At 61.4% G+C, this 26,841-nt stretch carries 22 protein-coding genes and 1 tRNA gene; 9 read left to right on the forward strand and 14 right to left on the reverse strand.

Annotation, left to right across the window (positions count from 1 at the left end; all coding sequences use genetic code 11):
* Positions 1-193 precede the first annotated feature (193 nt).
* The 5 genes from C8E00_RS13210 (at position 194) to C8E00_RS13230 (ending at position 5,428) form a co-directional block, all read left to right on the forward strand.
* The gene (locus tag C8E00_RS13210) at positions 194-2,701 is read left to right on the forward strand and encodes a sensor domain-containing protein (protein ID WP_166638324.1); all 2,508 of its coding nucleotides are present in this window, start codon (positions 194-196) and stop codon (positions 2,699-2,701) included.
* A 15-nt stretch (positions 2,702-2,716) separates the two neighbouring features.
* Positions 2,717-2,793 (forward strand) — tRNA-Arg (locus C8E00_RS13215).
* 134 nt (positions 2,794-2,927) lie between these two features.
* Entirely contained in the window at positions 2,928-3,443 is a 516-nt protein-coding gene (locus C8E00_RS13220; protein WP_133697994.1) for a peptidase associated/transthyretin-like domain-containing protein, read from the forward strand.
* A 159-nt stretch (positions 3,444-3,602) separates the two neighbouring features.
* On the forward strand, positions 3,603-4,313 hold the full coding sequence (locus tag C8E00_RS13225; RefSeq protein WP_166638325.1) for a DUF2201 family putative metallopeptidase: 711 nt from the start codon (positions 3,603-3,605) through the stop codon (positions 4,311-4,313).
* An 80-nt stretch (positions 4,314-4,393) separates the two neighbouring features.
* The gene (locus C8E00_RS13230) at positions 4,394-5,428 is read left to right on the forward strand and encodes a helix-turn-helix transcriptional regulator (RefSeq protein WP_133697996.1); all 1,035 of its coding nucleotides are present in this window, start codon (positions 4,394-4,396) and stop codon (positions 5,426-5,428) included.
* Between the two features lie 142 nt (positions 5,429-5,570).
* On the opposite strand, the gene C8E00_RS13235 is transcribed toward C8E00_RS13230, so the two are convergent.
* The 6 genes from C8E00_RS13235 to C8E00_RS13260 all read right to left on the reverse strand — a co-directional run bounded on the left by C8E00_RS13235 (position 5,571) and on the right by C8E00_RS13260 (position 12,445).
* On the reverse strand, positions 5,571-6,710 hold the full coding sequence (locus tag C8E00_RS13235; RefSeq protein WP_133697997.1) for a porin: 1,140 nt from the start codon (positions 6,708-6,710) through the stop codon (positions 5,571-5,573).
* A 472-nt stretch (positions 6,711-7,182) separates the two neighbouring features.
* The gene (locus tag C8E00_RS13240; protein WP_243833195.1) at positions 7,183-7,956 is read right to left on the reverse strand and encodes a ProQ/FINO family protein; all 774 of its coding nucleotides are present in this window, start codon (positions 7,954-7,956) and stop codon (positions 7,183-7,185) included.
* A gap of 141 nt (positions 7,957-8,097) precedes the next feature.
* On the reverse strand, positions 8,098-8,646 hold the full coding sequence (locus C8E00_RS13245) for a dihydrofolate reductase (RefSeq protein WP_133697998.1): 549 nt from the start codon (positions 8,644-8,646) through the stop codon (positions 8,098-8,100).
* The gene (locus C8E00_RS13250; RefSeq protein ID WP_133697999.1) at positions 8,643-9,437 is read right to left on the reverse strand and encodes a thymidylate synthase; all 795 of its coding nucleotides are present in this window, start codon (positions 9,435-9,437) and stop codon (positions 8,643-8,645) included. The genes C8E00_RS13245 and C8E00_RS13250 overlap by 4 nt, the downstream gene beginning before the upstream one ends.
* A gap of 61 nt (positions 9,438-9,498) precedes the next feature.
* On the reverse strand, positions 9,499-10,305 hold the full coding sequence (lgt, locus tag C8E00_RS13255; RefSeq protein ID WP_133698000.1) for a prolipoprotein diacylglyceryl transferase: 807 nt from the start codon (positions 10,303-10,305) through the stop codon (positions 9,499-9,501).
* An 85-nt stretch (positions 10,306-10,390) separates the two neighbouring features.
* A complete protein-coding gene (locus tag C8E00_RS13260) occupies positions 10,391-12,445 on the reverse strand; it encodes a response regulator (RefSeq protein WP_133698001.1) in 2,055 nt (684 codons plus the stop codon).
* 151 nt (positions 12,446-12,596) lie between these two features.
* Between C8E00_RS13260 and C8E00_RS13265 the strand changes: the two genes are divergently transcribed.
* Complete coding sequence (locus C8E00_RS13265; RefSeq protein ID WP_133698002.1) at positions 12,597-13,382, forward strand: NRDE family protein; 786 nt, start codon at positions 12,597-12,599, stop codon at positions 13,380-13,382.
* 39 nt (positions 13,383-13,421) lie between these two features.
* On the opposite strand, the gene ptsP is transcribed toward C8E00_RS13265, so the two are convergent.
* Both ptsP and C8E00_RS13275 read right to left on the reverse strand, forming a co-directional pair.
* A complete protein-coding gene (ptsP, locus tag C8E00_RS13270) occupies positions 13,422-15,683 on the reverse strand; it encodes a phosphoenolpyruvate--protein phosphotransferase (RefSeq protein WP_133698003.1) in 2,262 nt (753 codons plus the stop codon).
* Positions 15,684-15,803: 120 nt separating this feature from the next.
* The gene (locus C8E00_RS13275; RefSeq protein ID WP_133698004.1) at positions 15,804-16,301 is read right to left on the reverse strand and encodes an RNA pyrophosphohydrolase; all 498 of its coding nucleotides are present in this window, start codon (positions 16,299-16,301) and stop codon (positions 15,804-15,806) included.
* 160 nt (positions 16,302-16,461) lie between these two features.
* Here C8E00_RS13275 and C8E00_RS13280 point away from each other — a divergent pair, with 160 nt between their 5' ends.
* The 3 genes from C8E00_RS13280 (at position 16,462) to C8E00_RS13290 (ending at position 21,635) form a co-directional block, all read left to right on the forward strand.
* Positions 16,462-17,118: a histidinol-phosphatase gene (locus C8E00_RS13280; RefSeq protein WP_133698005.1), complete on the forward strand. Its 657-nt coding sequence runs from the start codon at positions 16,462-16,464 to the stop codon at positions 17,116-17,118.
* 204 nt (positions 17,119-17,322) lie between these two features.
* Positions 17,323-18,834 (forward strand): malate dehydrogenase (quinone), encoded by a 1,512-nt coding sequence (gene mqo / locus C8E00_RS13285; protein ID WP_243833196.1) that lies wholly within the window; start codon positions 17,323-17,325, stop codon positions 18,832-18,834.
* Between the two features lie 260 nt (positions 18,835-19,094).
* A complete protein-coding gene (locus C8E00_RS13290) occupies positions 19,095-21,635 on the forward strand; it encodes a membrane-bound PQQ-dependent dehydrogenase, glucose/quinate/shikimate family (protein ID WP_243833197.1) in 2,541 nt (846 codons plus the stop codon).
* 83 nt (positions 21,636-21,718) lie between these two features.
* Here C8E00_RS13290 and C8E00_RS13295 read toward each other — a convergent pair whose 3' ends face one another.
* From C8E00_RS13295 to ribD, 6 genes are all read right to left on the reverse strand, one after another.
* Positions 21,719-22,192, reverse strand: a complete 474-nt coding sequence (locus C8E00_RS13295; RefSeq protein WP_133698007.1) for a phosphatidylglycerophosphatase A family protein — start codon at positions 22,190-22,192, stop codon at positions 21,719-21,721.
* Positions 22,189-23,148, reverse strand: a complete 960-nt coding sequence (gene thiL / locus C8E00_RS13300) for a thiamine-phosphate kinase (RefSeq protein ID WP_133698008.1) — start codon at positions 23,146-23,148, stop codon at positions 22,189-22,191. Before thiL ends, C8E00_RS13295 begins: the two co-directional genes overlap by 4 nt.
* Before the next feature lies 1 nt (position 23,149).
* On the reverse strand, positions 23,150-23,650 hold the full coding sequence (gene nusB, locus C8E00_RS13305) for a transcription antitermination factor NusB (RefSeq protein WP_133698009.1): 501 nt from the start codon (positions 23,648-23,650) through the stop codon (positions 23,150-23,152).
* Positions 23,647-24,129, reverse strand: coding sequence for a 6,7-dimethyl-8-ribityllumazine synthase (gene ribH, locus C8E00_RS13310; protein ID WP_133698010.1), 483 nt, complete (start codon positions 24,127-24,129; stop codon positions 23,647-23,649). Before ribH ends, nusB begins: the two co-directional genes overlap by 4 nt.
* 188 nt (positions 24,130-24,317) lie before the next feature.
* On the reverse strand, positions 24,318-25,478 hold the full coding sequence (gene ribBA, locus C8E00_RS13315) for a bifunctional 3,4-dihydroxy-2-butanone-4-phosphate synthase/GTP cyclohydrolase II (RefSeq protein WP_133698011.1): 1,161 nt from the start codon (positions 25,476-25,478) through the stop codon (positions 24,318-24,320).
* A 187-nt stretch (positions 25,479-25,665) separates the two neighbouring features.
* Positions 25,666-26,805, reverse strand: a complete 1,140-nt coding sequence (gene ribD, locus C8E00_RS13320; protein WP_133698012.1) for a bifunctional diaminohydroxyphosphoribosylaminopyrimidine deaminase/5-amino-6-(5-phosphoribosylamino)uracil reductase RibD — start codon at positions 26,803-26,805, stop codon at positions 25,666-25,668.
* Positions 26,806-26,841: the final 36 nt, after the last annotated feature.

Genomic DNA, 26,841 nt, shown 5'->3' on the forward strand with positions numbered 1-26,841 from the left:
ACTGGAATGTAAAAAAGGGATAGTCTAGCGGTGCTGGGCGTACGCCTCCAGCGCATACCATACGGGGCTTTCATGCAAGACATATGGCATTGGCCCGACACGCATGATGTCACTCGACCGTGCTCCGTCCGAGTGGCCAGTAAAACAGTGCCATCCCCACGCCTCGCGTGGCTGTCGTAGAGGACACGAAACCTTGGCCCCACATACCTTGCCTCAGTCACTGTTCGAGTTGCTGGAAGTGCCAGGCACTGCACTCACGATTGCCGATGGCGACCAGCCCGGCTGCCCCTTGGTATTCGTCAACGAAGGTTTCGAGCAACTCACCGGCTTTACGCGCGAAGAGGTCCTGGGGCGCTCCTGCCGCTTACTGCAGACAGGTGACCCGGGGTCAGAGGCCAACCGTCGCTTGCAACACGCCATCAATGAACGCACGCCGCTGACGCTGACCCTGGAAAACCGCCGCAAGGACGGCACGCGCTTCGACAGCGAACTGATACTGGCGCCGTTGTACAATCAAGAGGGGCATTGCTACCTGATCAGCGTGCAGCGCGACATCGATAAGCCGCATCGATCACGCCCTCGGTGGCGCATCCAGGGGGATCTCCTCGAACAGCTCAGTGCCCAGGCACCCGGCGTGCTGTTTCAATATCGGCAGTGGCCCAACGGACAGAGCGGCTTCCCCTACATCAGCCCCCGGCTGGCCGACTATTGCGGCATCGACCGCGATGCGCTGCAACAAGACCCCGAGACGCTACTGGCACGGATCAATCCGCAGGACCGACAGCAGATGCGTGACGCATTCGAATGCGCCACCACATCGCTCAGGCTTTGGCAAAGCAGCTTTCGTTATGACCACCCCACCCGTGGGCAACGCTGGCTGGAATGCGCCGCCATGCCCACACGACTGGCCAACGGGGGCATGCTATGGCATGGCTATCTCACCGATATCACCGCGCGCAAGCTCGCCATGGAGCGCCTGACGCTGGCCGAGGCAGTGTTCGACAGCACCCATGACGGCATCCTGGTGACCGATGCCGAAAAGCGCATCATCGACGTCAACCCCGCCTTCACGCAATTGACGGGATATAGTGCCGAGGAAGCCGTGGGACGCACGCCCCATCTGCTGTCTTCGGGAAAACACGATGCGCAGTTCTATGCCAGTTTGTTTACCACCGTGCACCAACAAGGGTACTGGACAGGCGATATCTGGAGTGTCCGCAAGGATGGCCGTCAGCTCATCGAGAACGTCACCATCTCGGCGATCCACGACGTCCATGGCACCATCACGCATTACATTGCCGTGTTTCGCGACATCACTCAGAAACATCTGAGACAGGCACGCCTCGAACGGCGCGCCATCTACGATCCGCTCACCAGCCTGTTCAATCGCGAGCATTTCGGGGGAGCGCTGGAAAACCTGCTATCCGGACTTTCCTACACCGGCATCGGCGTCGCCGTGTTGTTCATCGACCTCGATGACTTCAAGCCGGTCAACGATACCTACGGCCACGCCACGGGCGATGAAGCGCTGGTGATCATCGCTCAGCGGCTCAAGCAGCAGACACGCAGCACCGACCTTGTCGCCAGACTGGGGGGCGACGAGTTCGTCATTGCACTGGCGGGCATGCGCAGCGCGGAAAAAGCCGAAAAGGTCGCGTGCAAGATCCTCGACGACTTGATCAGTCCCATCAACCTGCGCAGCGGACACAGCATCACGCTCTCCGCCTCGGTGGGGGTCGCCTATACCGAGGATAGCCAGTATGCCGCGAATGCGCTGATCGCCGCCGCCGACAGCGCGATGTACGAAGCCAAGGGACAAGGCAAGAACCGCGTCGCGATGAGCAAGCGTCACCCGCGAGATGGATACGACCTCTACACGCGCTTGCAGAGCGCCCTGGAGCAGGAAGAGTTAGCGCTGTTCTATCAGCCCATCCTGTCGCTGGCCGATGAGTGCATCGTGAGCTTCGAAGCGCTGGTGCGCTGGCATCACCCCGACCAGGGCCTGCTCGAGCCTCACCATTTCATCGATATCGTCAATCACTCGTCGCTGGAGCATGCCTACAGCACCTGGCTCGTACATCAGGCCGCGCGCACCGCGCAACGCTTTCAAGCCTGCCACATGGCCGTTACCGTCAGCATCAACGTCACCCGCGATCAGGTCGAATCCGGCCAGCTCGCCGACGACATGGCGCAAGCACGCCAGCACCATGAACTCGTCTCGCCGTTTCTCAATGTGGAAGTCGTGGAAACCACCCAGTTTCATGACATCGACCTGGCCTATAACCAGCTCCAGCATGCGCGACGCCTGGGCGCCCAGATCGCCCTCGACGATTTCGGCTCCGGCATCTCGTCATTGACCTACGCCAGCCAGCTGCCCATCGATATCGTCAAGATCGATCAGGCCGTCATTCGCCATCTTGTCGAGAGGCCCCAACAGCGCCGTTTCGTCAGCGGTATCATCGATATGGCGCATGCCATGCAACGCACCGTTCTCGCCGAAGGCGTCGAAACGCCCGAGCAACTCGATGTGCTGCGCCATCTGGGCTGTGACATGGCGCAAGGCTTTCTGATCGGCCATCCCATGCCACAGGAAGAACTCGAAGCATACTACCTGGTCGGCAAGACGCCACCGCGCTATCCGCTGGCCAATCCCAACCCGACGCATGGCACGGGTTTATCCCGAGCCCCGGGACGCTTATAATGCTCACCCCGCTCCGCCCCTATAGCTCAGCTGGATAGAGCGTCCCCCTCCTAAGGGGAAGGTCTCAGGTTCGAATCCTGATGGGGGCGCCATCATGCCTTGCGCGCCTTCCAAAGCGACATTAATTCGAATTTTTATTATAAAATATTGCTAATATTTCGCCAATTGCGTAATATCCCGCCGCCTCTCAAGGCTAATTAAAATTCGATTTACGCAAGGGAACATCATGAATCTAAAAATGACTGCCGCAGCTATCTGCGCAGCGGGTATGGTGTCGCTGTCTGGTTGCGCCAGTATCGTCGGTGACAAGGACCAGCAAGTAACGATCAACAGTACGCCTTCCCAGGCACAGGTTGTGATCACCGACGAGACAAATAAAGACATCTTCCAGGGCGAAACGCCGACGACCGTCACGCTCAAAAAAGCGGATGGCTCTTATTTCGGAGGCAAGCACTATAGCGTCACGCTTCGTAAAGATGGCTATGAATCACGCACCATTGCCATCTCCAGTTCGCCCAATGGCTGGTATATCGGTGGCAACCTCGTCTTCGGTGGCCTCATTGGCTGGTTGATCGTAGATCCGCTGACAGGCGCCATGTACACGCTCAGCCCCAATGAGATCCATCCTACCTTGGGAGAGAGCGTCGCCCAGCGTGAGGGGGCTCAGGAACTAAACCTGGTACTGATCAAGGACGTTCCCGACGAGTTGCGCAGCAACATGCAGCTCCTGGGACAAATTTAAGCTGCATCGGGGCCGCGCGCTCGCGGCCCCGATAGCGCCTTTATCCCCAGACAGATGCCTTTTCCTGATAGCAAGCGGCTGCCAATTCCCAATGCGACATCTGTTGTCGCTACTTCCCTCGATACTTCTTGCATACCTCAACGTGCACAGGAGTTCGCTATGAGCAAGGGAGTGGTGACGCCGCTGGCGTCGTACGCCGCACGCCAACAAGCCAATACCGTGAGGCTGAAAGAAGAGCAGCTCGCGTCATGGGTGGCGGATCGTGAACACTGGCACGATAGCTGCCCGTTGAATGCCGATCTCGCCGATAGCCTCACGCTCGTTCCCGTCATCGATGATCGGGTCGTGACAGCCACTACCGACGGGCGCTGCATCTATTTCGATGCACGCTTCAGTGCAACACTGGAAGCAGCGCATCGCCGTTATCTGCAAGCGCATCTGGTCTGGCACTGCGCCTTGGGCTACCTGCTTCCGCCCCCGTCTTCCCGCACTATGTGGCACCTGGCTTGGGACCATGAAATCAACAGCCTGCTACTACAGCAGGGGTATATGCTACCGACCTCGGCGGTACTGTTTTTCTCGAAGATCCCCCACCCCGCTCACGAAGTCCATGACTGGCTACTCACTCACCCTGCACTGGAACAGGAAGCCACGACCGACCGGCTGCACGCAGAATGCCGCGTTCACGCCCCGACATCACGGACACGTCTCGACCCGGATTTCACGCCAACACCGCCGGACAGCAGACTCATCGAGACATGGCGCTCTCATACCCGAATGCTCGCCCTGGATTACCAGTGGACGCACCACCTTCCCCTGCCTATCGCGACCCGCATGAAACACCTGGCGTCATTCAATATGGCGGACTAAATACCCGAATCTTCTAAAGCAACGTCCAGTCGTGCCGATAACCCTTATGTAATAAAACGTAACCATTCTTCGAGGACCTCATGGCTCACGTTCGCGATACGCTATTTCGCTATCTGACTCTATTGCAGCTAATCCCGCGTAGTCCGGGCCGCATCTCAACCCCCGTACTGCTGGAAAAGCTTCGCGAACGCGGCTTCATGGTCGATACTCGCTCGCTGCAACGCGACCTGCGTGACAAATTGGCGTTGCATTTCCCTTTGATCTGCGACGATACCCAAAAGCCCTTTCGCTGGTATTTCGACCGTCAGTTTCAAAGCAGCCTCCCGGCGCTGGATTTACCCAGCGCCCTCACATTCGTTCTCGCCGAAGAATATCTCAAGGGCATTCTGCCACCCGTCGTCCTGGGACAGCTCTCCCCACAATTCGCCGACGCCCATCGTCTACTCGACGACCTGGAAGGCAACAGCTTGAGCCAGTGGAGGAAACGAGTGCGGGCCATTCCCAACGGCAAAGCCCTGCTCCCCGCCTCCGTCGACGCCTCCATATGGCAATGCGTGACGCATGCCTTGCTGGAAAACAAGGCCATCGACGTATGCTATCTCTCGCGCAGTCGTGAGGAGCACAAGGCCATGGTTCTGCATCCCCAGGGGCTCGTCAGCCGTCACAGCGTCACTTATGTGGTGGCGACCGTAGGGGAATACAGCGACCTGCGTCAGTTTGCACTCCACCGGATACATCGAGCGACCCTCAGTCAGGTGCCGTGGCGAGAAACGCCAGCGTTCGATATCGATGCCTATATCGCGGATGGCGCCTTCGGTTACCGGCAATCGTGCGAGGCTATCCACCTGCTTGCCAATGTCGCCCCGCAGGTCGCCTGGCTACTCGCCGAGACACCGCTGGCAAGCAAGCAGACACTGACGCCACTGCCGCATAGTGATTGGCAACGGCTCAGCGTCGAATTACACGACGACCAGCAAACCTTGTGGTGGCTGAAAGGAATGGGCGCCAACGTCGAGGTTCTGGAACCCAGTGCCTGGCGCGACGAGATACGCGACGATGCCCGCCGTATCCTGGCGCAGTCATCCTCGGCGACGGCCACGAATCAAGCGACGTAGCATTCGCCACCTTACGGCACCCTGAGGCGACAAACGTCCGCCACGGCTCTCATCGACTATTGAAGACCCATTAAAAAGCCGGCTCATGATGAGCCGGCTTCGTTTTATTCGCGACCGTCAAGATCGCTGGGGCATCGACAGCTTAGAAGCTGTAGACGGCACCCACGGCCACGCCGTCATCCGCATCTTGCTGTTTATCATACCAAGCAGCTTCGACGAAGGTATACATGGCCGGCGAGATGTTGTAAGTGGCGCCCAGCACGATCTCGTTGCGAGAATCGACGTTATCGCCAATTTGCGCTTCGTCAGAGAGCGTATCGGCGAGATCGCCGCCACCCACGTCGACGTACTGGTAGGAACCGTAGATGTCACCCATGCCATAGCCGTAACGCGCGCCCAGCGCATAACGGTTCTCATCGGGGAGATAGTCGGTATTGCCGGATTCGTAACGCTCGTATTTGGCAGCGAGACGCAGTGCTTCCATGGTGTACTGGAACGTCACACCAAACTGGTCGCCAGCATCGAAGTCATCACCAGCCTGCGGACCGCCAGAATAGGTGCTACCAGTGATTTCGCCGTCGTAGTTATCGAGGTTGTCATAGACACCTGCGACGGAGAAAGAACCAACAGTGTACTTGGCACCACCAAAGAATGCGGCGTTACCAGAACTTGAGACGTTTTCACCTACGGGATTACCCTCGTCGTCGAAACCGCCTTCAGCATCACCTTTGTACTGTGCACCCACCGCAAACTGCAGGCCACCGAAGACAGGTGACATGTACTGAATCTTGTCGCCTTCACGATCGGTGTCAGAATTCTGCGTATTTACACCGTCGTCCCCAGCAATCAGCGAGTTGCTGTCAGTGACGTCGAAGTATTCGTTGTTGGAGATCGGATCCTGGACCCAGTCGTCGATCAGCGCATCCCAGGAACCCACGCGGGCATCACCGAAGTTGCCCTTCAGGCCCAGATACGCTTGGTCGCCGGAACTGAGACCACCCTCAGACTTTTCTTCATCGGCTGTATGTTCGAACTCGGCCTTGAAGTAGCCCATCAGCCCCGGGTTGATGACATGCTGACCCTTGAAGCCGACCGTCGAGCCGTTGTCGAACAGCTCGTCTTCGGTATCACTACCGGTGTCGATTGATTTGTAGGCAATCTGGATATTGCCGTAGATATCGAGCTGAGTGCCGTCTTCGTTGTAAACAGTGGCCGCCTGGGCAGCACCTGCTGTAGCACCGATGGCGCCGGCAACGGCAGTCGCTAGGAGTGTCTTTTTCATCGCGATAGGTTCCTTAACTAGCTTACTGTTCGATCGTGTCTGCAAATGCAGTCGGCTTTCGACCCGATTATTTCTCGAGATGCCCTGGGCAATGTCGAGACGAGTTCATAAAGCCTTGTTGTTATCCAATGCTCGCAGGGAAACCTTATACCGGTCTTTTGGATAACGCAACAAGAAAAAAACACTGTTTTCCTTCCGCGCTTCCTGACGATCCGGTCAAGGTCACCTCTCCCGCCAGCCGGCCTTGAAAGGCCTGATGCCACTTTACGCCGCCAATATGACATTGGCGTGACGCCTGAGGCACTTCTCATCTTTACGACTCAGGCGATGGCTGGCAAGGGGCTAGCGTGTCGAGCGGGCGTATTTTGCTACAAAAGTCGTATGCCATTGATCATGACCTTGCGACACACGTGGCGTCACGACACGAAAAAAGGGGCCGTTGCCCCTTTTTTCCAATACGTGCATTGCAGTGTCATCGACCGTGCTTGGCGAGTAACTGACTCAACTTGCGTTCCAGCTGCTCGGATTCCTTGCGCTCGTTATGCTGCTTCTGCTGTTTTTTCTGCTTCCTGGTGAGCTCATCGAGCTGTTTGCGGGCGTGGCGCGCCTCGCTCTCGGTCACGGCGCCCGCCGACTGACCGTCGAGATCCACCCGCATGACGCCCGCACGCACCGCCTTGAGATAGCGCGGCAGATGCACGTAGCAGGCCAGGGCACGACGCACGAGCTTCTCCGGCCAGGGTTCACGTGCCACCAAGTCGAGATGAATGCCCGTCTTGAGCGGTTGCGTATGGCCCTTGAAGAAGGTTTCCGGATAGCGCCGGTACCACTGCGCCAGCAGCGCCTGAGGCGACGGCGGCTCATGTTCCGCCCCCAGCGCCAGGTGTGCCTGATGAGCCTCGCCCCCCGCGTCGCCCGTGGTATTGCTTTGATCGCCCAGCGGGGAGGCAGGGGCGGAAGATGCATGCGCTTCTGCGGCCTCTCCCGCCGACCGACGCGGGCCACGAAACGCGATGGGGCCCAGCCCTCTGGCTTTCGCGCCGGCGTCGGGCAGCTCCGCCTGGGCGACGGGTGTTGCGGCGGCGTCGGGCTCCAGCTCGGCAAGCGCCAGGAGGCGCTCACGCAGGGCGCGGTTTTCCGACTCGAGCGCCGCGACCTGTCCACGAGCCGCCTCGAGCTCGGCACGGCAAGCCTCGGCCTGATGTTCCAATGCCCTGAACAGGGCGTCTGCGTGGTCGGTCAGCAAGGCGTGCACTCCCTGATTGCCTTGAACGAACGCTGGGCCTCGAATCGTCTGCGTAGCGATATATGACATCGACACGGTAGACAGGCCCGGCCCATGCGGGCTACCGAGTAAGTCTGTGCCAGCTTCGCCGTGCTGGCAACCTCACCGACGCGCGTACTGCACGAACGCGTAGTCGGGCTTGCCGTCGCCACCCTGTCCCGGCACACGCTGGGTTTCCTGCCACTGCGTGGCATCGAACGCCGGGAACCAGGCATCGCCATGCACCGATACATCGACCTCGGTCAGGTAAAGCCGCGTCGCGCACGGCAAGGCTGCCGCGAAGATCTCGCCACCACCGATCACACAGATGTCCTCGACGCCCTCGATGATAGCCTGGCTATCGGCCACTTCCAGGGCGCTGGCCAGGTCATGACACACCTGAAGCCCGTCGTGGGCCTTGTCATGGAGATAGCCACGATCGCGCGTGACGACGATGTTCAAGCGCCCAGGAAGCGGCCGGCCAATGGACTCGAAGGTCTTGCGCCCCATGACCAGCGGCTTGCCCATGGTCACGGCCTTGAAGAACTTGAGGTCCTCCGGCAAGTGCCAGGGGAGCGCGTTGTCGACGCCGATGACCCGGTCGCGCGACATCGCCGCCACCAGGGCGATGGGCACCACGGTATCGACACGGGTGTGCGTCGGCTCGCTCATACGGCCACCTCTGCCTTGATGTGTGGATGCGGATCGTAGTCTTCGATGGCGATGTCATCGAAGGTGAAGGCGAAGACATCGTCCACCTCGGGATTGAGTACCAATCGTGGGCGCGCACGCGGCGTACGACTCAACTGCAGGCGCGCCTGATCGAGGTGATTGAGATAAAGATGCGCATCGCCCAGGGTATGAATGAACTCGCCCGGTGCCAGGTCGCACGCTTGCGCGATCATGTGCGTGAGCAGCGCATAGCTGGCGATGTTGAACGGCACCCCGAGGAAGATATCGGCGCTGCGCTGATACAGCTGGCAGGACAACCGTCCCTCGGCGACATAGAACTGGAACAGGGCATGGCACGGCGGCAATGCCATCTCGTCGACCAGTGCCGGGTTCCAGGCGGAGACGATCAGCCGGCGGGAATCGGGATTGCGCTTGATCTGCTCGACGACATTGGCGATCTGATCGACATGCCCGCCGTCCGGGCGCGGCCAACTGCGCCACTGATAGCCGTACACCGGCCCCAGCTCGCCCTCTTCGTCGGCCCAGGCGTCCCAAATGCGAACGCGATGTTCCTTGAGATAGGCAATATTGGTATCACCGCGCAGGAACCACAGCAGCTCATGAATGATCGAGCGCAGGTGGAGCTTCTTGGTGGTCACCAATGGAAAGCCATCGGCCAGGTCGAAGCGCATTTGATGGCCGAAGACGCTGCGCGTCCCGGTCCCCGTGCGGTCGCTTTTTTCCACGCCATTGTCGAGCACATGGCGCATCAGATCGAGATAAGGCTGCATGTCATCCGAACATTGAACGATGAAGGCGCAGCAACGCCGCGCCGGGATTGGATACCTGCGCTCACGCCGTCGGCGACGTTGCACGCGCATCGTCGATTGGCTGGCGACGCGACCAGACAAGCAAGGCGATGCCGGCCAACGCCATGGGGACCGTCAGCAATTGGCCCATGGTCAGCCAGTCGAAGGCGATGAAACCCAACTGCGGGTCGGGCCGGCGCACGAACTCCACCGAGAAGCGAAACACCGCGTAAAGCAACAGGAACAGGCCGGATATCATACCACGCCGACGCGGCCGGCTAGAGACCCACCACAGCACCACGAACATCACGACGCCTTCCAGCACGAACTCATAAAGCGGTGAGGGATGACGCCCCTCGGGCCCCAGTCCGGGATACACCAGCGCCCAGGGAACGTCGGTCACGCGCCCGGGCAGCTCGTGATTGATGAAGTTGCCGATACGGCCGGCGCCGAGACCGATCGGTACCATCGGCGCCACGAAATCGGTCAGTTGGAAGAACGCCAAGCGATGCTTGCGCGCGAACAACCAGGCGGCGATCAGAACGCCGATCAAGCCGCCGTGAAAGCTCATGCCGCCGTCCCATACCTGGAAAATCCATAGCGGATCGGCCATCAGGCGCTCGAAGCCGTAGAAGATCGCATACCCCACGCGCCCACCGAGGACGACCCCCAGCGCCCCATAGAACAGCAAATCCCCTATATCATCGGCCTTGAGACCGATACGCGCGGCGCGCTTGCGCCCCAGCCACCATACCGCCAAGAAGCCAATCACATACATCAGCCCGTACCAATGCACCTTGAGGGGACCCAAGGAAATGGCGATGGGATCGATATCGGGATAACTGAGCATGCGCTCTCCTTGCATACGTTCGGGTCGGCGTGGGCTCGACACCTTACGACAGCGGCCGCCGAGCGGCAACGATGCTCGGTCTCGGCTACTGTTTGGGCCTTACGCCTGCGCCTATCCAGCGATGCACCACGGCGACCAGATCGCTTGGCCGGTAAGGCTTGGCCAGGTAGTCATCCATGCCCGCCTGCAGAAAGGCTTCTTGATCGGCGTCGGTCACATTGGCGGTCAATGCCACCAGCACGCTGGTATGCCGTCTCGCCAGCCGACGCTCCAAGCGCCGCCAACGACGACTGGTTTCCAGGCCGTCGAGGCTGGGCATATAAATGTCCATGAATACCAACGCGAATGCTCGGTGCTCGGCCAGCGCCAGCGCCTCTTCGCCATTCGTCGCAGTCTCGACATGATACCCCTGGCGTTCGAGCACGCCACAGGCCAACAACGTATTGACGGGACCGTCGTCGACGACGAGTACCCAGGGGCTGGCATCGCCTTGGTGTGCATCGGACGCCGGCTTTCCCTCCGACAAGGTGTCGAGCAACAGCATGACGTCTTCCAGGCGTTGACGCAGCGCTTCCCATTGCGGTGGAGGATGAGGCGTACCGGCGTCGGAGGGCATGCGCAACCGTTGCACGCAGGCGTCGAGTTCCTGGCGCAGATGCGCCAGATATCCCGTCTTGAGACGCGCATCCTCACGCGCCTGATCACGCGCAAGGCGCTCACGATGCAAGGTTTCGCTCACTTGGGTCTGATCGATCAACGCCCAGACGGAATATTCGCCCTGCACGGCCAGACACTCAAGGCGATATTCGCGCGCCCCCCCTGCAGCGTCGGTGAGCCGCACCCGCCGTCGTTCATCATCGATGAGCCGGGGGTTCAGCCACTCAGCCAGCAGCACATCGCGTCGCGCTTCGGGACGCTCACCGAGCAACCGCGCCAAGATGGCATTCAGGGTGACGATGGCATCGCCGTGGGTCAGCAAGGCGGGTAACTGCAGCATGTTGAGCCATGCCGGCAGGTCCCACGCCTGATTCGGTGCGCGGCCACCCAATGGCGGCTCGAGACGCGTCAACAGCGCATTCAAGGTGGCCGGCGAGACATCACTGACGTCCGGCACATCGTCCTGCGTTCGAGGAAGCCAGCCGGCGAGCCTGCCCAGCGCCGCCTGCCAGGCATCCTGCTCACGCTGCAGCCGCCAGTAAAGAACGGTGACGAAGCCTGCGAAGATCAGCACATTCCCCAGAATCAAACCGATGCTCAGCCAGGGCAACGCTGTCTGCCAGGCACTGTCGTCGGGCAGGCTCAGGCGACTCACCAGCCGCCAACCGGTCCCCGGGAGCGTGTCCCAGATCAATGCGCGGCGCCCTTCCTCCAGCCATTGCATGCCATAGCGCCCCGCCGCGTCCGGCAGCACGCGGGGCGCATCGTCACGCATCAAGGCATGCCCGGCGTCATCGACCAGCCAGTGCTCTCCGGTGTTGCCCGTTTCATCATGCAGCAACCGCTTGAGTCGTGGCTGGGATATCGCCATCCCTACCCGCGCGAGATAACGCTCGTTCCACACGACATCATGGGTGGCGACCAGCCGTTCCGGTGGCGTTTGCGCGCCGCTCCACCACGTCACCTTCTCCGCATCGGTGGACGTGCGCGCACGTTGATAAGGCGGGAGGTCGCTGTCGATATCGTCCTGCCCTTCAGGAACGCTGAAAGCACGCATGCCCACCGGCAGGATGAAGAGCCGGGTGACCAGGGCATCCATGCCATAGTAGTCGTCCAGCAGTCGCGTCAGGAGTCGCTGGGTATCGTCGTGCGACAGCACGGCCGGCAGCCCCGGGGACGCCTCCGACAAGGTCGAGGCATTCTCGGCCATCGATTGAAGAATGCGGCGCGAGCCACGCGCCAGCATCAAGAGATGCTGTTGCTGGGAGGTCAGACGCGCATCCAATTGACGTGCATAGACACTGTGCGACGCCTGCAAGCGAGCCAGCGCGTTTTCCGATTCGCGACGGTCGCTGGCTTGCCAAATCAAGGCCCCTGCGCCGAGGCACACCAACGTAAAACCCACCTCGGCCAGCAACAACGGCCACAATAATGCCTTCCAGCGCGAACGCTGGCGGCTCGATGAAGTCGCGGCTTTGTGCATTCCCTACCCTGCTCGTGACAATCCAGCGAGTGTACGCGCTCGCTTACCGGCTGTCATGACAGGTGCGGGACCGGGTGCGAGACGTTAGGCTGGCGTAATATGCCTGCGCGGTGGCAGGTCAACGCTGACTATTCGATGAGAGACACATGGCATGTGCTTGATCGTCTTCGACTGGCGCCCGGGCAGCGACATCCCCCTGCGCCTGGCTGCAAACCGTGATGAGATTCACGCCCGCCCGACACAAGCGCTGGCCCCTTGGCCGGACGCCCCCAGCATTGTCGGCGGTCGTGATCTGCGTGCCGGTGGCACATGGTTGGCGGCCTCGCAAACGGGCCGCCTCGCAGCAGTGACCAACGTCCGCGATGCACACGCCGCCGCACCGCCCTCACCGCCCAGCCGCGGTGCGCTGCCCTACCAGGTGCTGGCACACGCCGCCCCCCTCGACTGGCTCGAGGCCCTCGCGACGCATGAGGCACGCCGCTATGCCGGGTTCAATCTGCTCTATTGCGACGGTTCCATGCTGATGCATGTTCACCACGGCCCGACAGGGACAACACTCACTCAGGTTTCCCCCGGCGTGCATGGCCTTTCCAACGCCACCCTGGACACATCCTGGCCGAAGGTGGTCCGCGCCCGTGACGGCTTCGAGCGCGCACTGACGCAAACCCCATGGCAGAGAACTGCCCTGGCGCTGATGAACGATACCCAGTCGGCGCCGACATCAGAGCTTCCGGATACGGGCGTGGGCCTGGAAATGGAACGCTTTCTGGCGCCGATCTTCATTCGTGGAGAGCGCTACGGCACGCGCGCCACGACGCTCGTGGAATGGCGGCCCACCCGCATCGAATTGCAGGAATCGCGCTTCGGCCCGAACGGCGTCGGGCATGGGAGCCGCCGGCATTCACTCAGCCTGACGGAAAGCAGCAGTCTTCCTTGACGCGCCCTGCCTGCCATGTGCAGCGCACTCCGACAGGGATCAATCGTCGGGGGGCAGCAAATGGGCCAGCTTCCACTCGCCCATGCGCCGGCGCAAGTGCGCCCGCACCGCCGCCGTGGTAGGCAGCGCCAAGGTTTCGTCGAGCAGCGTTCGCGCGTCGGCAAGAGACACACGCCGGATCGCCGCACGCACGCGGGACAGGCTGGGCGCATTCATGGATAACGCCTCGAAGCCCATGCCCAGCAGCAGCAGGGCGCCGGCGGGGTCGCCGGCCAGCTCGCCGCATACCGACGCCGGGACCTGCAAGCGTCGCGACTCGCTGGCGAGATGTGACAAGGCCCCCAGCACGGCAGGGTGACAGGCATCGTAGAGGCTCGCCACGCGCGGATTGTTGCGATCCACGGCCAGCAGATACTGGGTGAGGTCGTTGCTACCCACCGAGAAGAAATCGACGCGAGCGGCCAACGCATCGAGCTGATAAAGCGTTGCCGGCACCTCGATCATCACCCCGACCCGAGGGCGCGCCAGCTTGACGCCTTCCTCGGCCAGCTCCCGCTGGGCCCGGTCGATGAGCTTGAGCGCGGTATCGACTTCTTCGATGCTCGAAATCATCGGCAACAGGATGCAAAGATTATCGAGTCCCACCGAGGCACGCAGCATGGCGCGCAACTGGACCATGAGCACTTCCGGATGATCGAGCGTCACGCGGATCCCGCGCCATCCTAGAAAGGGGTTGGCCTCGTCGATGGGAAAGTACGGCAGATCCTTGTCACCGCCGATGTCCAGCGTGCGCATCACCACCGGGAGCGGGGCGAAACTGTCGAGTTGATCGTGGTAAAGCCGTGTTTGCTCCTGTTCGCTGGGAAAGCGCTCGTTCATCATGAACGGCACTTCGGTGCGGTAAAGGCCGACACCACTGACCCGCGACTTGAGCGACGCCACCGCTTCCACGGCCAGCCCGGTGTTGACCATCAAGGGCATGTGGTAACCGTCGGAGGTTTCGCTGGGGCGGTCCTGTTCATGCTCGAGCACCTCGCTGAGCGCGCGCTCCTCGGCGATCAAGGTCTCGTAATGGTGCTTGCGTTCGGTGTCAGGGCGCACGAACAGCCGACCTCGATGGCCATCGAGAATCGCCTGAGCACCGTTGAGTCTCGGCAAGGGTAAATCGACCATGCCCAGCACGGTGGGAATCCCCATCGCGCGCGCCAGAATGGCCACATGCGAGGTACTCGAACCGCGAATCGACACCAGGCCCACCAGCTTGTCACGTGGCACCTCGCCCAGTGACGCGGCACTCAACTCATCACCGATGAGGATGGTCTGCTCGGGGAACGTCTCCGGTGTGCGCGGGCTGTCTTCCTGCAAATGGGAGAGCACGCGCCGCCCCAGATCGCGAATATCCGCAGCGCGCTCGCGCAAGTAGTTATCATCGACGCGCTCGAGATACTGGACATGACGCTTGACCACATCGGCCAGCGCGCCGGGCGCCCACTGCCCTTCGCGGATGCGTTTCTCGACCTCCTGGCCCAACGCTTCGTCGCCCAACATTTGCTGGTAGACATCGAACAGCGCCACTTCCTGCGCCGAGATACGCTTGACCAGGCGTGCCGCCGCGACACCGATTTCCTTGCGCACGTTGGCGATTGCTTCATGCAGACGCGCGATTTCGGCCTCGATATCGGTGGGAATCAAATCGGGGACGCTAGTGAGATCCGCCGGTGGTGTCAGCACCACCAACTCCCCCATGGTCATACCCGGTGACGCCGCGATGCCCGAGAAAACCGCCTGTCCATCGGCCTCCGTCGGGCGCGTCAGTGTGCCCGTGGCCATGGCATGCGCCAGGACGCCGGCCAACTGCGCCGCCATGGTAATCAGAAACGCCTCATCCCCTTCATCGAAACGCCGCATGGCCTGCTGCTGCACGACCAGCACCCCGAGCATGCGACGCTGATGAATGATGGGTACGCCGAGGAAGCTCGAGAAACGCTCTTCGCCGGTCTCGGCGAAGTAGCGAAAATACGGATGCGAGGGCGCATCTTCGAGGTTGAGCGGCTCTTCCCGCTCTCCCACCAGTCCCACCAGCCCCTCGCCCAGCGGCATGCTGACCTGCCCTACTGCCGCCGTGCGCAGGCCCAGGGTATCCATGAGCACCAGACGCTCGCGCTCGACATCGAACAGATAGATGGAGCACACGTCGGTGCGCATGGCCTTGCGAATGCGACGCACCATGGTCGCCAGCGCGGCTTCGAGACTGCGTGCGCCGTTGACTTCCTGGATGATGCGTCGGAGAACGTCGAGCATGGGCATTTCTTCTTGTTGTCGTCACGACTCGCGTGCGACGGTTTATCTCAAAGCGAACGCAGGGGACAGATGCATCCCCTGCCCATATCGGCCCTCAGGCCACGATACGCAAAGCGGCCCTTAGCAAGGCCCCTCTTCATTCGCCAAGCGGTGAACGCGTGGCGCCAATTCGCGCAGGGCGCGGCGATAGACTTCGCGTTTGAAGGGCACGACCTGCCCGAGTGGATACCAGTAACTCACCCAGCGCCAGCCATCGAATTCAGGCTTGGGCGTGGAATCCACACAAACCCGGCTATCCCGACACCGAATCTTGAGCAGGAACCACTTCTGTTTCTGACCGATGCATACCGGCCTTGAATGCGTTCTCACCATGCGTCGTGGGAGACGGTAGCGCAGCCATCCGCGCGTACAGGCCAGGATCTCGACATCCTCCGGCGTCAGGCCGATCTCTTCCTCGAGTTCCCGATACAGTGCCTGTTCCGGTGTCTCATGCGCCTTGATCCCTCCTTGCGGAAATTGCCACGCATTCTGTCCCACACGACGCGCCCAGAGCAGCTGTCCGCTGCGGTTGGCAATGATGATGCCAACGTTGGGCCTGAAGCCGTCAGCGTCGATCACGGACATCACCTTAATGAATCTTCGTTACGGTCATTCTTCCACAAAGCCAGAAAGCGCATCAATACGCCTTGTGGTGGGCAACATTCGGTAACTCTGCGATAATCCACTTCCCATTAGCGGTCATTCCCCCGTTCACCCTGCACGATGCAAGGAGTCCTCCTTGAGCCTGGCGATCTTCGATCTCGACAATACCCTACTGGACCTCGACAGCGATCATGCCTGGGGCGAGTTCCTCATCGAGCAAGGCGCCGTCGATGAGACGACCTATCGCAACGCCAACGAACGCTTCTACCAAGATTACCAGAGCGGCCAGCTCGACATCATGGCGTATCTGGCCCTGGCGCTTAAGCCACTGGCCAAGAATACTCCGGAGCAACTGGCCGCCTGGCATCAACAATTCATGGCCAGCAAGATCGAGCCACACATTCTGACGCGTGGCGAAGAGTTGCTCGCTCGCCATCGTGCCAAGGGTGACCGGCTATTGATCATTACCGCCACCAACCGCTTCATCACCGGTCCCATCGCCGAGCGCCTGGGCGTGGACGACCTGATTGCCGTCGAACCCGAGGTCGACGCCGGCCGCTACACGGGACGCGTGGTGGGCACGCCGAGCTTTCGCGAAGGCAAGGTGACACGCCTGGAGACTTGGCTCGCCGAGGAAGACGCCACCCTCGACGGCGCCTGGTTCTACAGCGACTCGCACAATGATCTGCCGCTTCTCGAACGTGTCGATCACCCGGTGGCCGTCGACCCCGACGACACCCTGCGTGAAACCGCCACGCAGCGCGGATGGCGCATTCTCAGCTTGCGCGGTTGATCCCGGCGACGGGTTATCGGTCGCCATAGGGATCCCTTATAGCTATGTCACTAGTCATAATGTCGAGCTTGGGAAGGCAGTATTTCCACCTCAAAAGCGTTATAATGCAACGCATAATTCCATCGCGCCGGTCGCAGCTCGAGACGCCGCTCGTCGGCTGACCGACGCACCTTCTCAAGGGCTATGTGAATGATTGGCACGCATATGGATGAGTCAGTAGACATCGTACTCGTGGGCGCGGGCGTGATGAGCGCCACGCTCGCGACACTGCTTCACGAACTGGAGCCGGAGGCACGCATCGAAATCATCGAGCGCCTCGATACCACGGCCAGTGAAAGCTCATTTGCCTGGAACAACGCCGGCACCGGCCATGCCGGCTTGTGCGAACTCAACTATACGCCCCGCGCCGAGGACGGTTCGATCGTCCTCGACAAGGCCATCCATACCAACACCCTGTTCGAGGAGTCCAAGCAGTTCTGGAGCTACCTGGTCGAAAAGGGCAATCTCGGCGATCCGGCACGCTTTGTGCACCCGGTACCGCACATGAGCTTCGTGCGCGGCGCAGACGACGTCCGCTTCCTGCGCGATCGTTACCACGCCATGCGCGAGCATCCCTGTTTCGAAGGCATGGAATATACCGAGGATCGCAGCGTCATCGGTCAGTGGGCGCCGTTGCTGCTCGACGGCCGCGAAGGCGATGAACCACTCGCCGCAACCCGCGTTACCGATGGCACCGATGTCGACTTCGGCGCCTTGACTCGTCAGCTCCTCGACCGGCTCGAGGAAGAACCCGATGAGCAGGTACGCATCACCACGGGCCAGACGGTCGAGGATCTGGATCGCAACGACGACGGCAGCTGGACCCTCAAGATCGAAGGCAAGGACAACACCAAGCGCACCCTGCGTGCAGGTTTCGTGTTCCTGGGCGCCGGCGGTGCCTCACTGCATTTGCTTCAGAAGAGCGGCATTCCCGAAGGCAAGGGCTACGCAGGCTTCCCGGTCAGCGGCCAATGGCTGCGCTGCGACAAGCCCGAGATCGTCTCGCGGCACAACGCCAAGGTCTACAGCAAAGCGCCCATCGGCGCGCCCCCGATGTCCGTGCCCCACCTGGACACGCGCAACGTCGACGGCACTCCCTCGCTGCTATTCGGGCCCTTCGCCGGCTTCACCACCAAGTTTCTGAAGACCGGCTCGATGATGGATCTGGCCCGGTCCGTGCGCTCTTCCAATTTGAGCCCCATGCTCTCAGTGGCACGCGACAACTTCAGCCTGGTCAAGTACCTGATCGACCAGGTACGGCTCTCCCACGAGCAACGGGTGGATGAACTACGCACCTTTTATCCCACGGCCAAAACCGAAGACTGGCGCCTCGAGATCGCCGGCCAACGCGTTCAGGTCATCAAGAAGGACCCGGAAAAAGGCGGCATACTGCAGTTCGGCACCGAGGTGGTAGCCGCCAGCGACGGTTCGCTCGCGGCACTGCTCGGCGCCTCGCCAGGCGCCTCCACCGCCACCTCGATCATGCTCAACCTCGTCGCGCAATGCTTTCCCGAGAAATGCGCCAGCGACACCTGGCAACGACGCCTGCAAGAACTCGTGCCCGCACGCGCCGACAGCCTGGCCGATCACGGCGAACTGCTGCGTGACGTACGCCGCCGCACGCACACCACGCTCAAACTCGCCGACACCCAACCCGCGACGGCGCCAGTGGCCTAGACCTCCAGGATCGAGCTGCCGTCAACAGTCAATCCCCGCACCGTTCAGCGAATCAGTTGCTAAACGGTGCGGGGTAATTTTTTGTATCGACATAACGATACGTTTCTCTTGGCTTGCCCAAACTACCTTCTTGCCACATTCATCTCTTTCTCTCAGTACCCCCGCATTTGCATTCTTGTGCCTAGAAGACAACACTTATTTAACCGTCTAAGGATTAATACAGACGGGAGTTCATCACTCGTCACAGCAGGAGGCAGATTGTGGCAACTTCAAACTCCTCATCCAACGCTGGCGCCTTATTTGCTCGCTTGATCGGCGCCATCGTGGCTCTCTCAGGGCTCGCGCTCACGGGCGGCGGCCTCTATCTAGCAATACTCGGCGGCTCCTGGTACTACCTGATTGCTGGTATCGCCATGCTCGTTTCAGGCATTCAACTGATTCGCCGACGCATGTCCGGCGCCTGGATTTTTGCACTGGTATTGCTTGGTACTGTCATCTGGAGTGCCTGGGAATCCGGACTCAACTATTGGCGCTGGATACCGCGTCTGGACTTAGTGTTGATCCTCTCCATTCTGGTCGCACTGGTAACACCGGCACTTCATCAAGGATTATCACGCCGGGCCGGGGTTTCATCGGCGGGCGTTCTGTTTCTCGCGCTGGTCATCGCCGGCGCACTCGCGTTCGTTCCCGGTCGCGGCTATGAAAAGCTGGAAAGCGTGCCTGATGTAGCCTCTGCCAATGCTTTTGTCACCGACGTGGGTAGCAAACAAATGTCCGATGCCCCGGCCGCCAAGAATTGGGCGGCCTACGGTGGCGATGATGCCGCTACACGTTACTCGCAACTCGATCAAATCACGCCCAACAACGTCGACGAGCTACAGGTCGCTTGGCATTACCATACGGGGGACGTGGTCAAAGAGAAGTGGGGAACGGAGAACACCCCGCTCAAGGTCGGTGATGATCTCTATGTGTGCACCGGCCACGACATTCTAATTTCCCTGGATGCCGCCACTGGCGAGGAAAACTGGCGCTACGATCCGCAAGTACCCGACAAGGCCATTCCCTACACGGCCGCATGTCGAGGCGTCACCTATTATCGTGTGCCGCAAGACCGCCTGAAGGAGGCCTCATCGGCCGCAACCCCGGCTGAGAGCGAGCACAGTACAGCGCCGAGCGACGCTGCCACTACGACAAGCGATACTGAACAAACGGTGGCCGACACCAGCGATATCGCCTGCCGCGAACGCATTATCGTCGGCACGTTGGATGCGCGCCTAATCGAGGTCGACGCACAAACCGGCAAGCCCTGCAGCAGCTTCGGTCAGCACGGTCAGGTCGACATTACCAGGCACATGGGGCCGACACCGCCAGGCTATGTCGCCATCGATACCGCACCCGTGGTAGTTCGCAACGTACTCGTGACCGGGCACCAGGTGCTCGACGGACAAAGCGCCAGTGAGCCTTCCGGGGTCATCAAGGGCTACGACGTCGTCACCGGCGAACTACTGTGGGCCTGGGATCCAGCCAAGCCAGAGCAGAGCAAGCCGTTGACCGGTGACGCCATCTACAAGCGTGGCTCTCCCAACATGTGGACCACGGCCATCGGCGATAGCCAATTGGGCATGGTGTATCTACCGATGGGCAACGCCTTGCCCGACTACTGGAGCAGCAACCGCAATAAGGCGGAAAAAACCTATTCAAGCGGTATCGTCGCACTCAACGTGGAGACCGGCCTGCCTGCCTGGCACTTCCAGTCGGCGCACAACGATGTCTGGGACTACGACCTCGGTGCCCAGCCGACGCTGATCGATTTCCCTACCGATCATGGCAAGGTGCCGGCACTCATCCTGCCAACCAAGCAAGCCGAAATCTATGTTCTCAACCGCAAGACCGGCAAGCCACTGGGCGGCGGCGTGGAAGAGCGCCCCGTGCCTCAAGGAGGCGTAGAGCCCACGCAACGCTCGCCGACCCAGCCGTTCTCGCGCTACGCCAACCTGCGCTTCCCGCCGCTCACACCGCGCGACACTTGGGGCATGAGTCCTTTCGATCAGCTCTACTGCCGCATCCAGTTCCAACGCGCCCGATATGATGGCCCCTACACGCCGCCAATGGCGAACCAGCCCTATATTCAATATCCCAGCTATAACGGTGGCTCCGACTGGGGCAGCGTGGCCATCGATCCCACGCGCGGCGTCATCATCGCCAATTACAACAACATGGCCATGTACAACCAATTGGTGCCACGTGCCAGAGTGAAGGCGCTGGGCTGGAGCACTCGAATCGAGAAGAACCAGGGCGCGACCTCCGTGGAAGGCGCCGGAGCACCACAGGTCGGCGCTCCCTTCGGCGTCGATATCAACGCCGGTTGGCGCAACCCCTATACTGGCCTGCTCTGCACTCAGCCGCCCTATGGCGGCATTCGCGCCATCGACCTGGCCAGTGGCGAGACGCTATGGGATCGTCCGTTGGGAACGGCACGTGCCAATGGCCCTTGGGGTATCGAGTCTCACCTGCCAATCAATATCGGCACCCCCAATAACGGTGGTTCCGTGGTCACCGCCGGGGGCCTTGTATTCATCGCTGCAGCGACCGATAACCTGTTTCGTGCCCTCGATATTGAGACCGGCAAGACGGTCTGGAGCGCGCCATTGCCCGCTGGTGGCCAAGCCAACCCCATCGTCTACAAAGCCAATGGCCGCGAGTACGTCATGATTCGCGCCTCCGGTCATCACTTCATGCACACCCCCAAGGGCGACTCGGTCATCGCCTATGCACTGCCCCGACAGGATGATGATTCCTAATCGCTAATAGCGCGTAAACAACAACGTCCCGGTCAAGGCCGGGACGTTTTGTATCATGAGCTCACGGCAGCGCGCACACCACGTCAGTGCAACCAGAACCACAGGTGCATGGTGCTCCAGGCATACACGCCTGCGAGCACATCATCGAACATGATCCCGAAGCCGCCCGCCACGCGGCGGTCCACCCAGCGAATCGGCCAGGGTTTGATGATGTCGAACGCACGAAACACCACGAACCCCCATAACGCCGCCTCCCATGAAAAAGGCACCGCCGACATGGTCAGCCAATAGCCCACGAACTCATCCCAGACAATACCCGAATGATCGTGGACGCCAAGGTCACGCGAGGTCTTTTCACACAGCCAGATACCCAGCAGCGAGGCGATGCCCACCAACCCCAGATACCAGTCGAGGGGAAGCCCCGACAACAACCAATAAAAGGGAATCGCGGCCAGCGTGCCAAAGGTTCCCGGCGCGAAGGGAATGGCCCCACTGCCCAGGCCGAATGCCAGGAAATGAGTCGGACGGCGCCAGACGCTGCGCGGTGAGCGATTCATGGTCCGTCCCCGGTGAAATGCTGCCATCCGGTGACGTGCAGTGTCGCCGGAACCCCTTGGATGCCCGACTCGGCAACGACATGCCCGATGTCGGTCAACATGACATCGTATTCGGCACACCGCCGCCGAGCCTCTTCCCAGGCCGTGTCCGGCACGCTGACCAGCAGCTGATAATCGTCGCCGCCGTTGAGCGCGGCATGCAAGGCAGCCTCGCTGCCCAGCGTCATTTCCAGTGTCGGCGCCAACGGAATACGGGTCATGTCGAGATTGGCGCCCACGCCCGAAGAGCGACATAGATGCCCGAGATCGGCCAGCAACCCATCGGAGACATCCAGCGCCGCCGAGGCCAGACCCCGCAACGCCAGACCGGCTTGAAGCTGTGGCATGGGCTTCAAGTAGGCAGCCAGTAACGGATCCTCGAGGTCATGACCACCGGCCTGCCACATGCGCAGACCGCCGTGGCCGCCCCCCAGCGTTCCGGTCACCGCCAGACGCTCGCCCGGTACCGCGCCGGTTCGTCGCAAGGCCTGACCAGCGGGCACCTCGCCGATCACCGTGACAGCGACGGACAACGGACCGCGTGTGACGTCACCGCCCATCAAGGGCGTCGCGGTGCGCCGCCCGAGGTCGCGAAAACCATGGGCGAAACGTTCCAGCCAGTCGGGCTCGGCGTGCGAGAGCGTCAGCGCCATCAGGCAGCCCCGGGGACGCGCCCCCATCGCCGCCAGATCGGAAAGTGCGACGGCCAGCGCGCGATGTCCGATGGCCTCGGGCGGTGCATCGCCGGGAAAGTGCACGTCGACCACCGAGGTATCCACGCTCACGGCGAGCTCGGCTCCTGCAGCCGGACTCAGCAGCGCACAGTCATCACCCGGGCCCAACGCGATACCGGCCATCGAAGCAGTGTTATCGGGCGGCGCAAAATAGCGCGCGATGATGTCGAATTCACCCAACATGTCAGCGACGGCGCGCAGCGACCTCGGCTCCCCGCAAGCGGCTCGCCAGCTTGTCGAGAATACCGTTGACGTATTTGTGGCCATCGGTGGCCCCGAACCCCTTGGCCAACTCGATGCCCTCGTTGATCACTACCCGGTACGGCACCTCGAGACGATACTTGAGCTCATAGGCGCCCAACCGCAGGATCGCCAACTCGATGCGGTCGAGATCCTCGAGGCGACGATCGAGCAGCGGCGCGATGGTCTTGTCGATGGCTTCGCGATCGCCCGCCACGTTGTGCAGCAATTCATGAAACAGCGCCAGATCGGCGATCCCCATGACCTTGTGCCAGTTCTCGTGATCCTCGAGATCCTCATCGGCGATCTGCGCGCGAAACTCCGACTCCACCGCCGTGATCGACTTGCCGGTCATCTGCCATTGGTAGAGTCCCTGCACCGCCAGCTCACGCGCCGCGCGGCGCGCCTCCTGGGCCGGGGTCGCCTCACGGGGTGATTGACTCATGCCTCCCCTCCCATACGCTTGAACAGCGAGACCATTTCCATGGCTGCCATGGCCGCCTCGGCGCCCTTGTTACCCGCTTTGGTACCGGCACGCTCGATGGCCTGGTCGATGGAATCGACGGTCAACACCCCGTTGGCGATAGGGGTTTCCAGTTCCAGCTGCAGGCTGCTCATGGCACTGTTGCAATTACCCGCCACATAATCGAAATGCGGCGTTCCCCCGCGAATCACCGCCCCCAGGGCGATAACGGCATGAGGCTGAAGCACGCGCACGGCGCGTTTGACGGCCAATGGCAGCTCCCAAGCGCCGGGGACATGGATGATATCGACGTTTTCTTCGTCCACACCATGACGAACGAGGCTATCCACCGCCCCTTCCACCAGGCTATCGACCACATGATGATTGAAGCGGCCCACGACGATGACATAACGGCCATCGACATCGGTGTAGCCACCCTCGACTTGAGAGATCGGTTGCATTGTCAAATCCCGGGTCTGAATGCGCGACATTTCGCGCACGATATATCAGCTGTGTCAGTGCATGCCAGTAAAGCGATCACTTACTTCAACATAGCGCATGGTATCACCACCGCCGAGAAGCGCTTTTCTTCACCGGCACGCGCGGCCGCCGGCGCCCCTGTGGCCCGACGGTCGGATACATGAAAGACTTATTCTACCGGCTGGTCGCTCTCGGGGGTATCGCCACCCACGCGTTCGACGACCTCGAGATCGAAGCCGGACAGGGCGGAAAATTTCCATGGCGAACTCAACAGGCGCATCTGCCCGACGCCCAGTTGACGCAGAATCTGCGATCCAGTGCCGATGGTCAGATAGTTACCGGCGCCATCGGAGGCACTGGAACGCGGCGTCGGCTTGCGCGACAGCAGCACGTCGAGCTGATCCTTGAGATCGAGACGCGGTCGCCCATCGTCAAGCAGCACGAAGACCCCGGCCTCGGCGTCGGCAATCTGGGCCAAGGCGCTGGAAGCACTCCAACTATGGCTTTCCGGCTTGCTCAGCATCAGCAGATCACGCAACGTATCGGCGATATGCACGCGCACCGTGGTCGGTGTCTCTTTATATGGCGTGCCTTTTACCAACGCCAGATGATGGGCGTTCTGAATCCGATCGCGGAAGACATGCAACGTCAACTCACCGAACGCGGTGTCGACGAGCGTGCGTTCGACTTCCTCGACCGTGCGCTCGTGATGAATACGGTAATGGATCAGGTCGGCGATGGTGCCGATCTTGATGCCGTGCTCGGCGGCGAAACGCTCCAGGTCATCGCGGCGCGCCATGCTGCCATCATCGTTCATGACTTCGCAGATCACGCCGCTGGCTTCGAAACCGGCCATGGCCGCCAGATCGCATGCCGCCTCTGTATGCCCCGCACGCCGCAGCACACCGCCCGGCTCGGCCATCAGCGGGAAGATATGCCCGGGCTGGACGATATCCGCCGCAACGGCATCGCGTGCCGCAGCGGCGCGCACGGTGAGCGCCCGATCGGAAGCGGAAATGCCGGTGGAGACGCCGCGAGCGGCCTCTATGGAAACGGTGAACTTGGTACCGAAGCCGGAACCGTTGTCGCGTACCATCAACGGCAATTCGAGACGCTCGCAGCGCTCACGGGTCATCGGCAGACAAATCAAGCCCCGTGCGTGACGAGCCATGAAATTGATATGCTCGGCCTCGACGCACTCGGCGGCCATGATGATATCGCCTTCGTTCTCGCGATCTTCATCGTCCATGAGTATGACCATCTTGCCCTGACGAATGTCTTCGACAATGGCTTCGATGGAGGCCAGGCCCTGTTTGGGTGAAAGCGCCATGATGTCTCCGATGCTCGTCTCGCACGCCGATTCGGTCTAATCGTCGGCGCCGTCATAATGATGTGTCGTGGTGTCACGACGCAGGCGTCGTCGCTCTTCGACACCCGGCAAAGTCGGCGCCCAGAGTACCTGCAAGCGCGCTCGTGCGCCAGTGGCAACATCCAGGCGGGCAACGAATCGCCTATCGTCAGCCACGGTGCTTGCCGGGCAGCGGGCGTGCCACGATCCGCCAGTCGCGACCCACGGCGCGGATATCGTCGATTTGCAAGGGGCGCTGCTGCGCCATGCATTCGAGCCCCGGCAAAGCGAACAAGGGGCGCGCCTCGCCGCCGAGCAATGTCGGTGCCACGAACAGCTGCATCTCATCGATGGCCTCGAGATCGAGCATGGCACCGGCCAGCGTCGCGCCGGTTTCAAGAAGCACCTCATTGCATTGCTCTCGCGCCGCCAAATGCGCCAGCAAGGCGCGTAGATCGACGCGCCCTTCGGCCGCCTCGGGCAGAACGAGCACCTCGGCCCCGGCCTGTTCCAATGTCGCGCGGCGTGCCTCATCCGACGAGACGGTCGCCACCAGGGTACGCCCTGGCTCGCGCAAACAGGCCGCCGCCGCCGGCAAGCGCAGCCGCGAGTCCACCACCACACGCAAGGGCTGGCGGCGGGCGATGACCTCGCCATCCTCGCGCCCGAGCTGGTCGGCGCGCACGGTGAGCCGCGAGTTGTCGAAAATCACCGAATCGACGCCGGTCATCACCGCGCACGAGCGTGCTCGCAAGCGCTGCACCTCGGTACGTGCACTCCCCCCGGTGATCCACTGCGACTCACCACTGGCCATGGCGGTACGACCGTCCAGGCTCATCGCCATCTTCAAGCGCACGAAGGGCACGCCATCGCGCATGCGCTTGACGAAGCCGACGTTGAGCGCCTCCGCGTCGGCAGCCAGGCATCCGACCTCCACCTCGATGCCCGCCTCACGCAACATCGCCACGCCCCGCCCGGCTACCTGCGGATTGGGGTCGCCCATGGCGACCACGACACGCTGCACGCCGGCGTCGATCAGTGCCTGCGCGCAGGGCGGCGTGCGGCCATGGTGGGAACAGGGCTCCAGTGTCACGTAGACGGTGGCGCCTGCGGCGGCGTCGCCCGCCTCGCGCAAGGCATGTACCTCGGCATGCGGGCCGCCGGCATAGGCATGATAGCCCTCGCCGACGATCAGCCCCGCATTGACCACGACACAGCCGACACGCGGATTGGGATGGGTGGTGTAACAGCCATGGCGCGCCAACTGCAGCGCACGCGCCATACAGGCTTCGGAGGACGGCGGCGTCATCAACTCTCCTGGGTCATTGACGAGGGCCTCGGCAGG

Source organism: Chromohalobacter marismortui (assembly GCF_004364315.1).
In the GTDB taxonomy this organism is placed as follows: domain Bacteria; phylum Pseudomonadota; class Gammaproteobacteria; order Pseudomonadales; family Halomonadaceae; genus Chromohalobacter; species Chromohalobacter marismortui.

Coding starts and splice junctions, on each gene's coding strand:
- C8E00_RS13225 (WP_166638325.1), top strand. CDS start 3,603: ATGAGCAAGGGAGTGGTGACGCCGCTGGCGTCGTACGCCGCACGCCAA.
- mqo (WP_243833196.1), top strand. CDS start 17,323: ATGGATGAGTCAGTAGACATCGTACTCGTGGGCGCGGGCGTGATGAGC.
- nusB (WP_133698009.1), bottom strand. CDS start 23,650: ATGAGTCAATCACCCCGTGAGGCGACCCCGGCCCAGGAGGCGCGCCGC.
- C8E00_RS13250 (WP_133697999.1), bottom strand. CDS start 9,437: ATGCAGCCTTATCTCGATCTGATGCGCCATGTGCTCGACAATGGCGTG.
- ribD (WP_133698012.1), bottom strand. CDS start 26,805: ATGACGCCGCCGTCCTCCGAAGCCTGTATGGCGCGTGCGCTGCAGTTG.
- C8E00_RS13230 (WP_133697996.1), top strand. CDS start 4,394: ATGGCTCACGTTCGCGATACGCTATTTCGCTATCTGACTCTATTGCAG.
- C8E00_RS13220 (WP_133697994.1), top strand. CDS start 2,928: ATGAATCTAAAAATGACTGCCGCAGCTATCTGCGCAGCGGGTATGGTG.
- ribH (WP_133698010.1), bottom strand. CDS start 24,129: ATGCAACCGATCTCTCAAGTCGAGGGTGGCTACACCGATGTCGATGGC.
- thiL (WP_133698008.1), bottom strand. CDS start 23,148: ATGTTGGGTGAATTCGACATCATCGCGCGCTATTTTGCGCCGCCCGAT.
- ribBA (WP_133698011.1), bottom strand. CDS start 25,478: ATGGCGCTTTCACCCAAACAGGGCCTGGCCTCCATCGAAGCCATTGTC.
- lgt (WP_133698000.1), bottom strand. CDS start 10,305: ATGCTCAGTTATCCCGATATCGATCCCATCGCCATTTCCTTGGGTCCC.
- ptsP (WP_133698003.1), bottom strand. CDS start 15,683: ATGCTCGACGTTCTCCGACGCATCATCCAGGAAGTCAACGGCGCACGC.
- C8E00_RS13295 (WP_133698007.1), bottom strand. CDS start 22,192: ATGAATCGCTCACCGCGCAGCGTCTGGCGCCGTCCGACTCATTTCCTG.
- C8E00_RS13235 (WP_133697997.1), bottom strand. CDS start 6,710: ATGAAAAAGACACTCCTAGCGACTGCCGTTGCCGGCGCCATCGGTGCT.
- C8E00_RS13265 (WP_133698002.1), top strand. CDS start 12,597: ATGTGCTTGATCGTCTTCGACTGGCGCCCGGGCAGCGACATCCCCCTG.
- C8E00_RS13245 (WP_133697998.1), bottom strand. CDS start 8,646: ATGAGCGAGCCGACGCACACCCGTGTCGATACCGTGGTGCCCATCGCC.
- C8E00_RS13260 (WP_133698001.1), bottom strand. CDS start 12,445: ATGCACAAAGCCGCGACTTCATCGAGCCGCCAGCGTTCGCGCTGGAAG.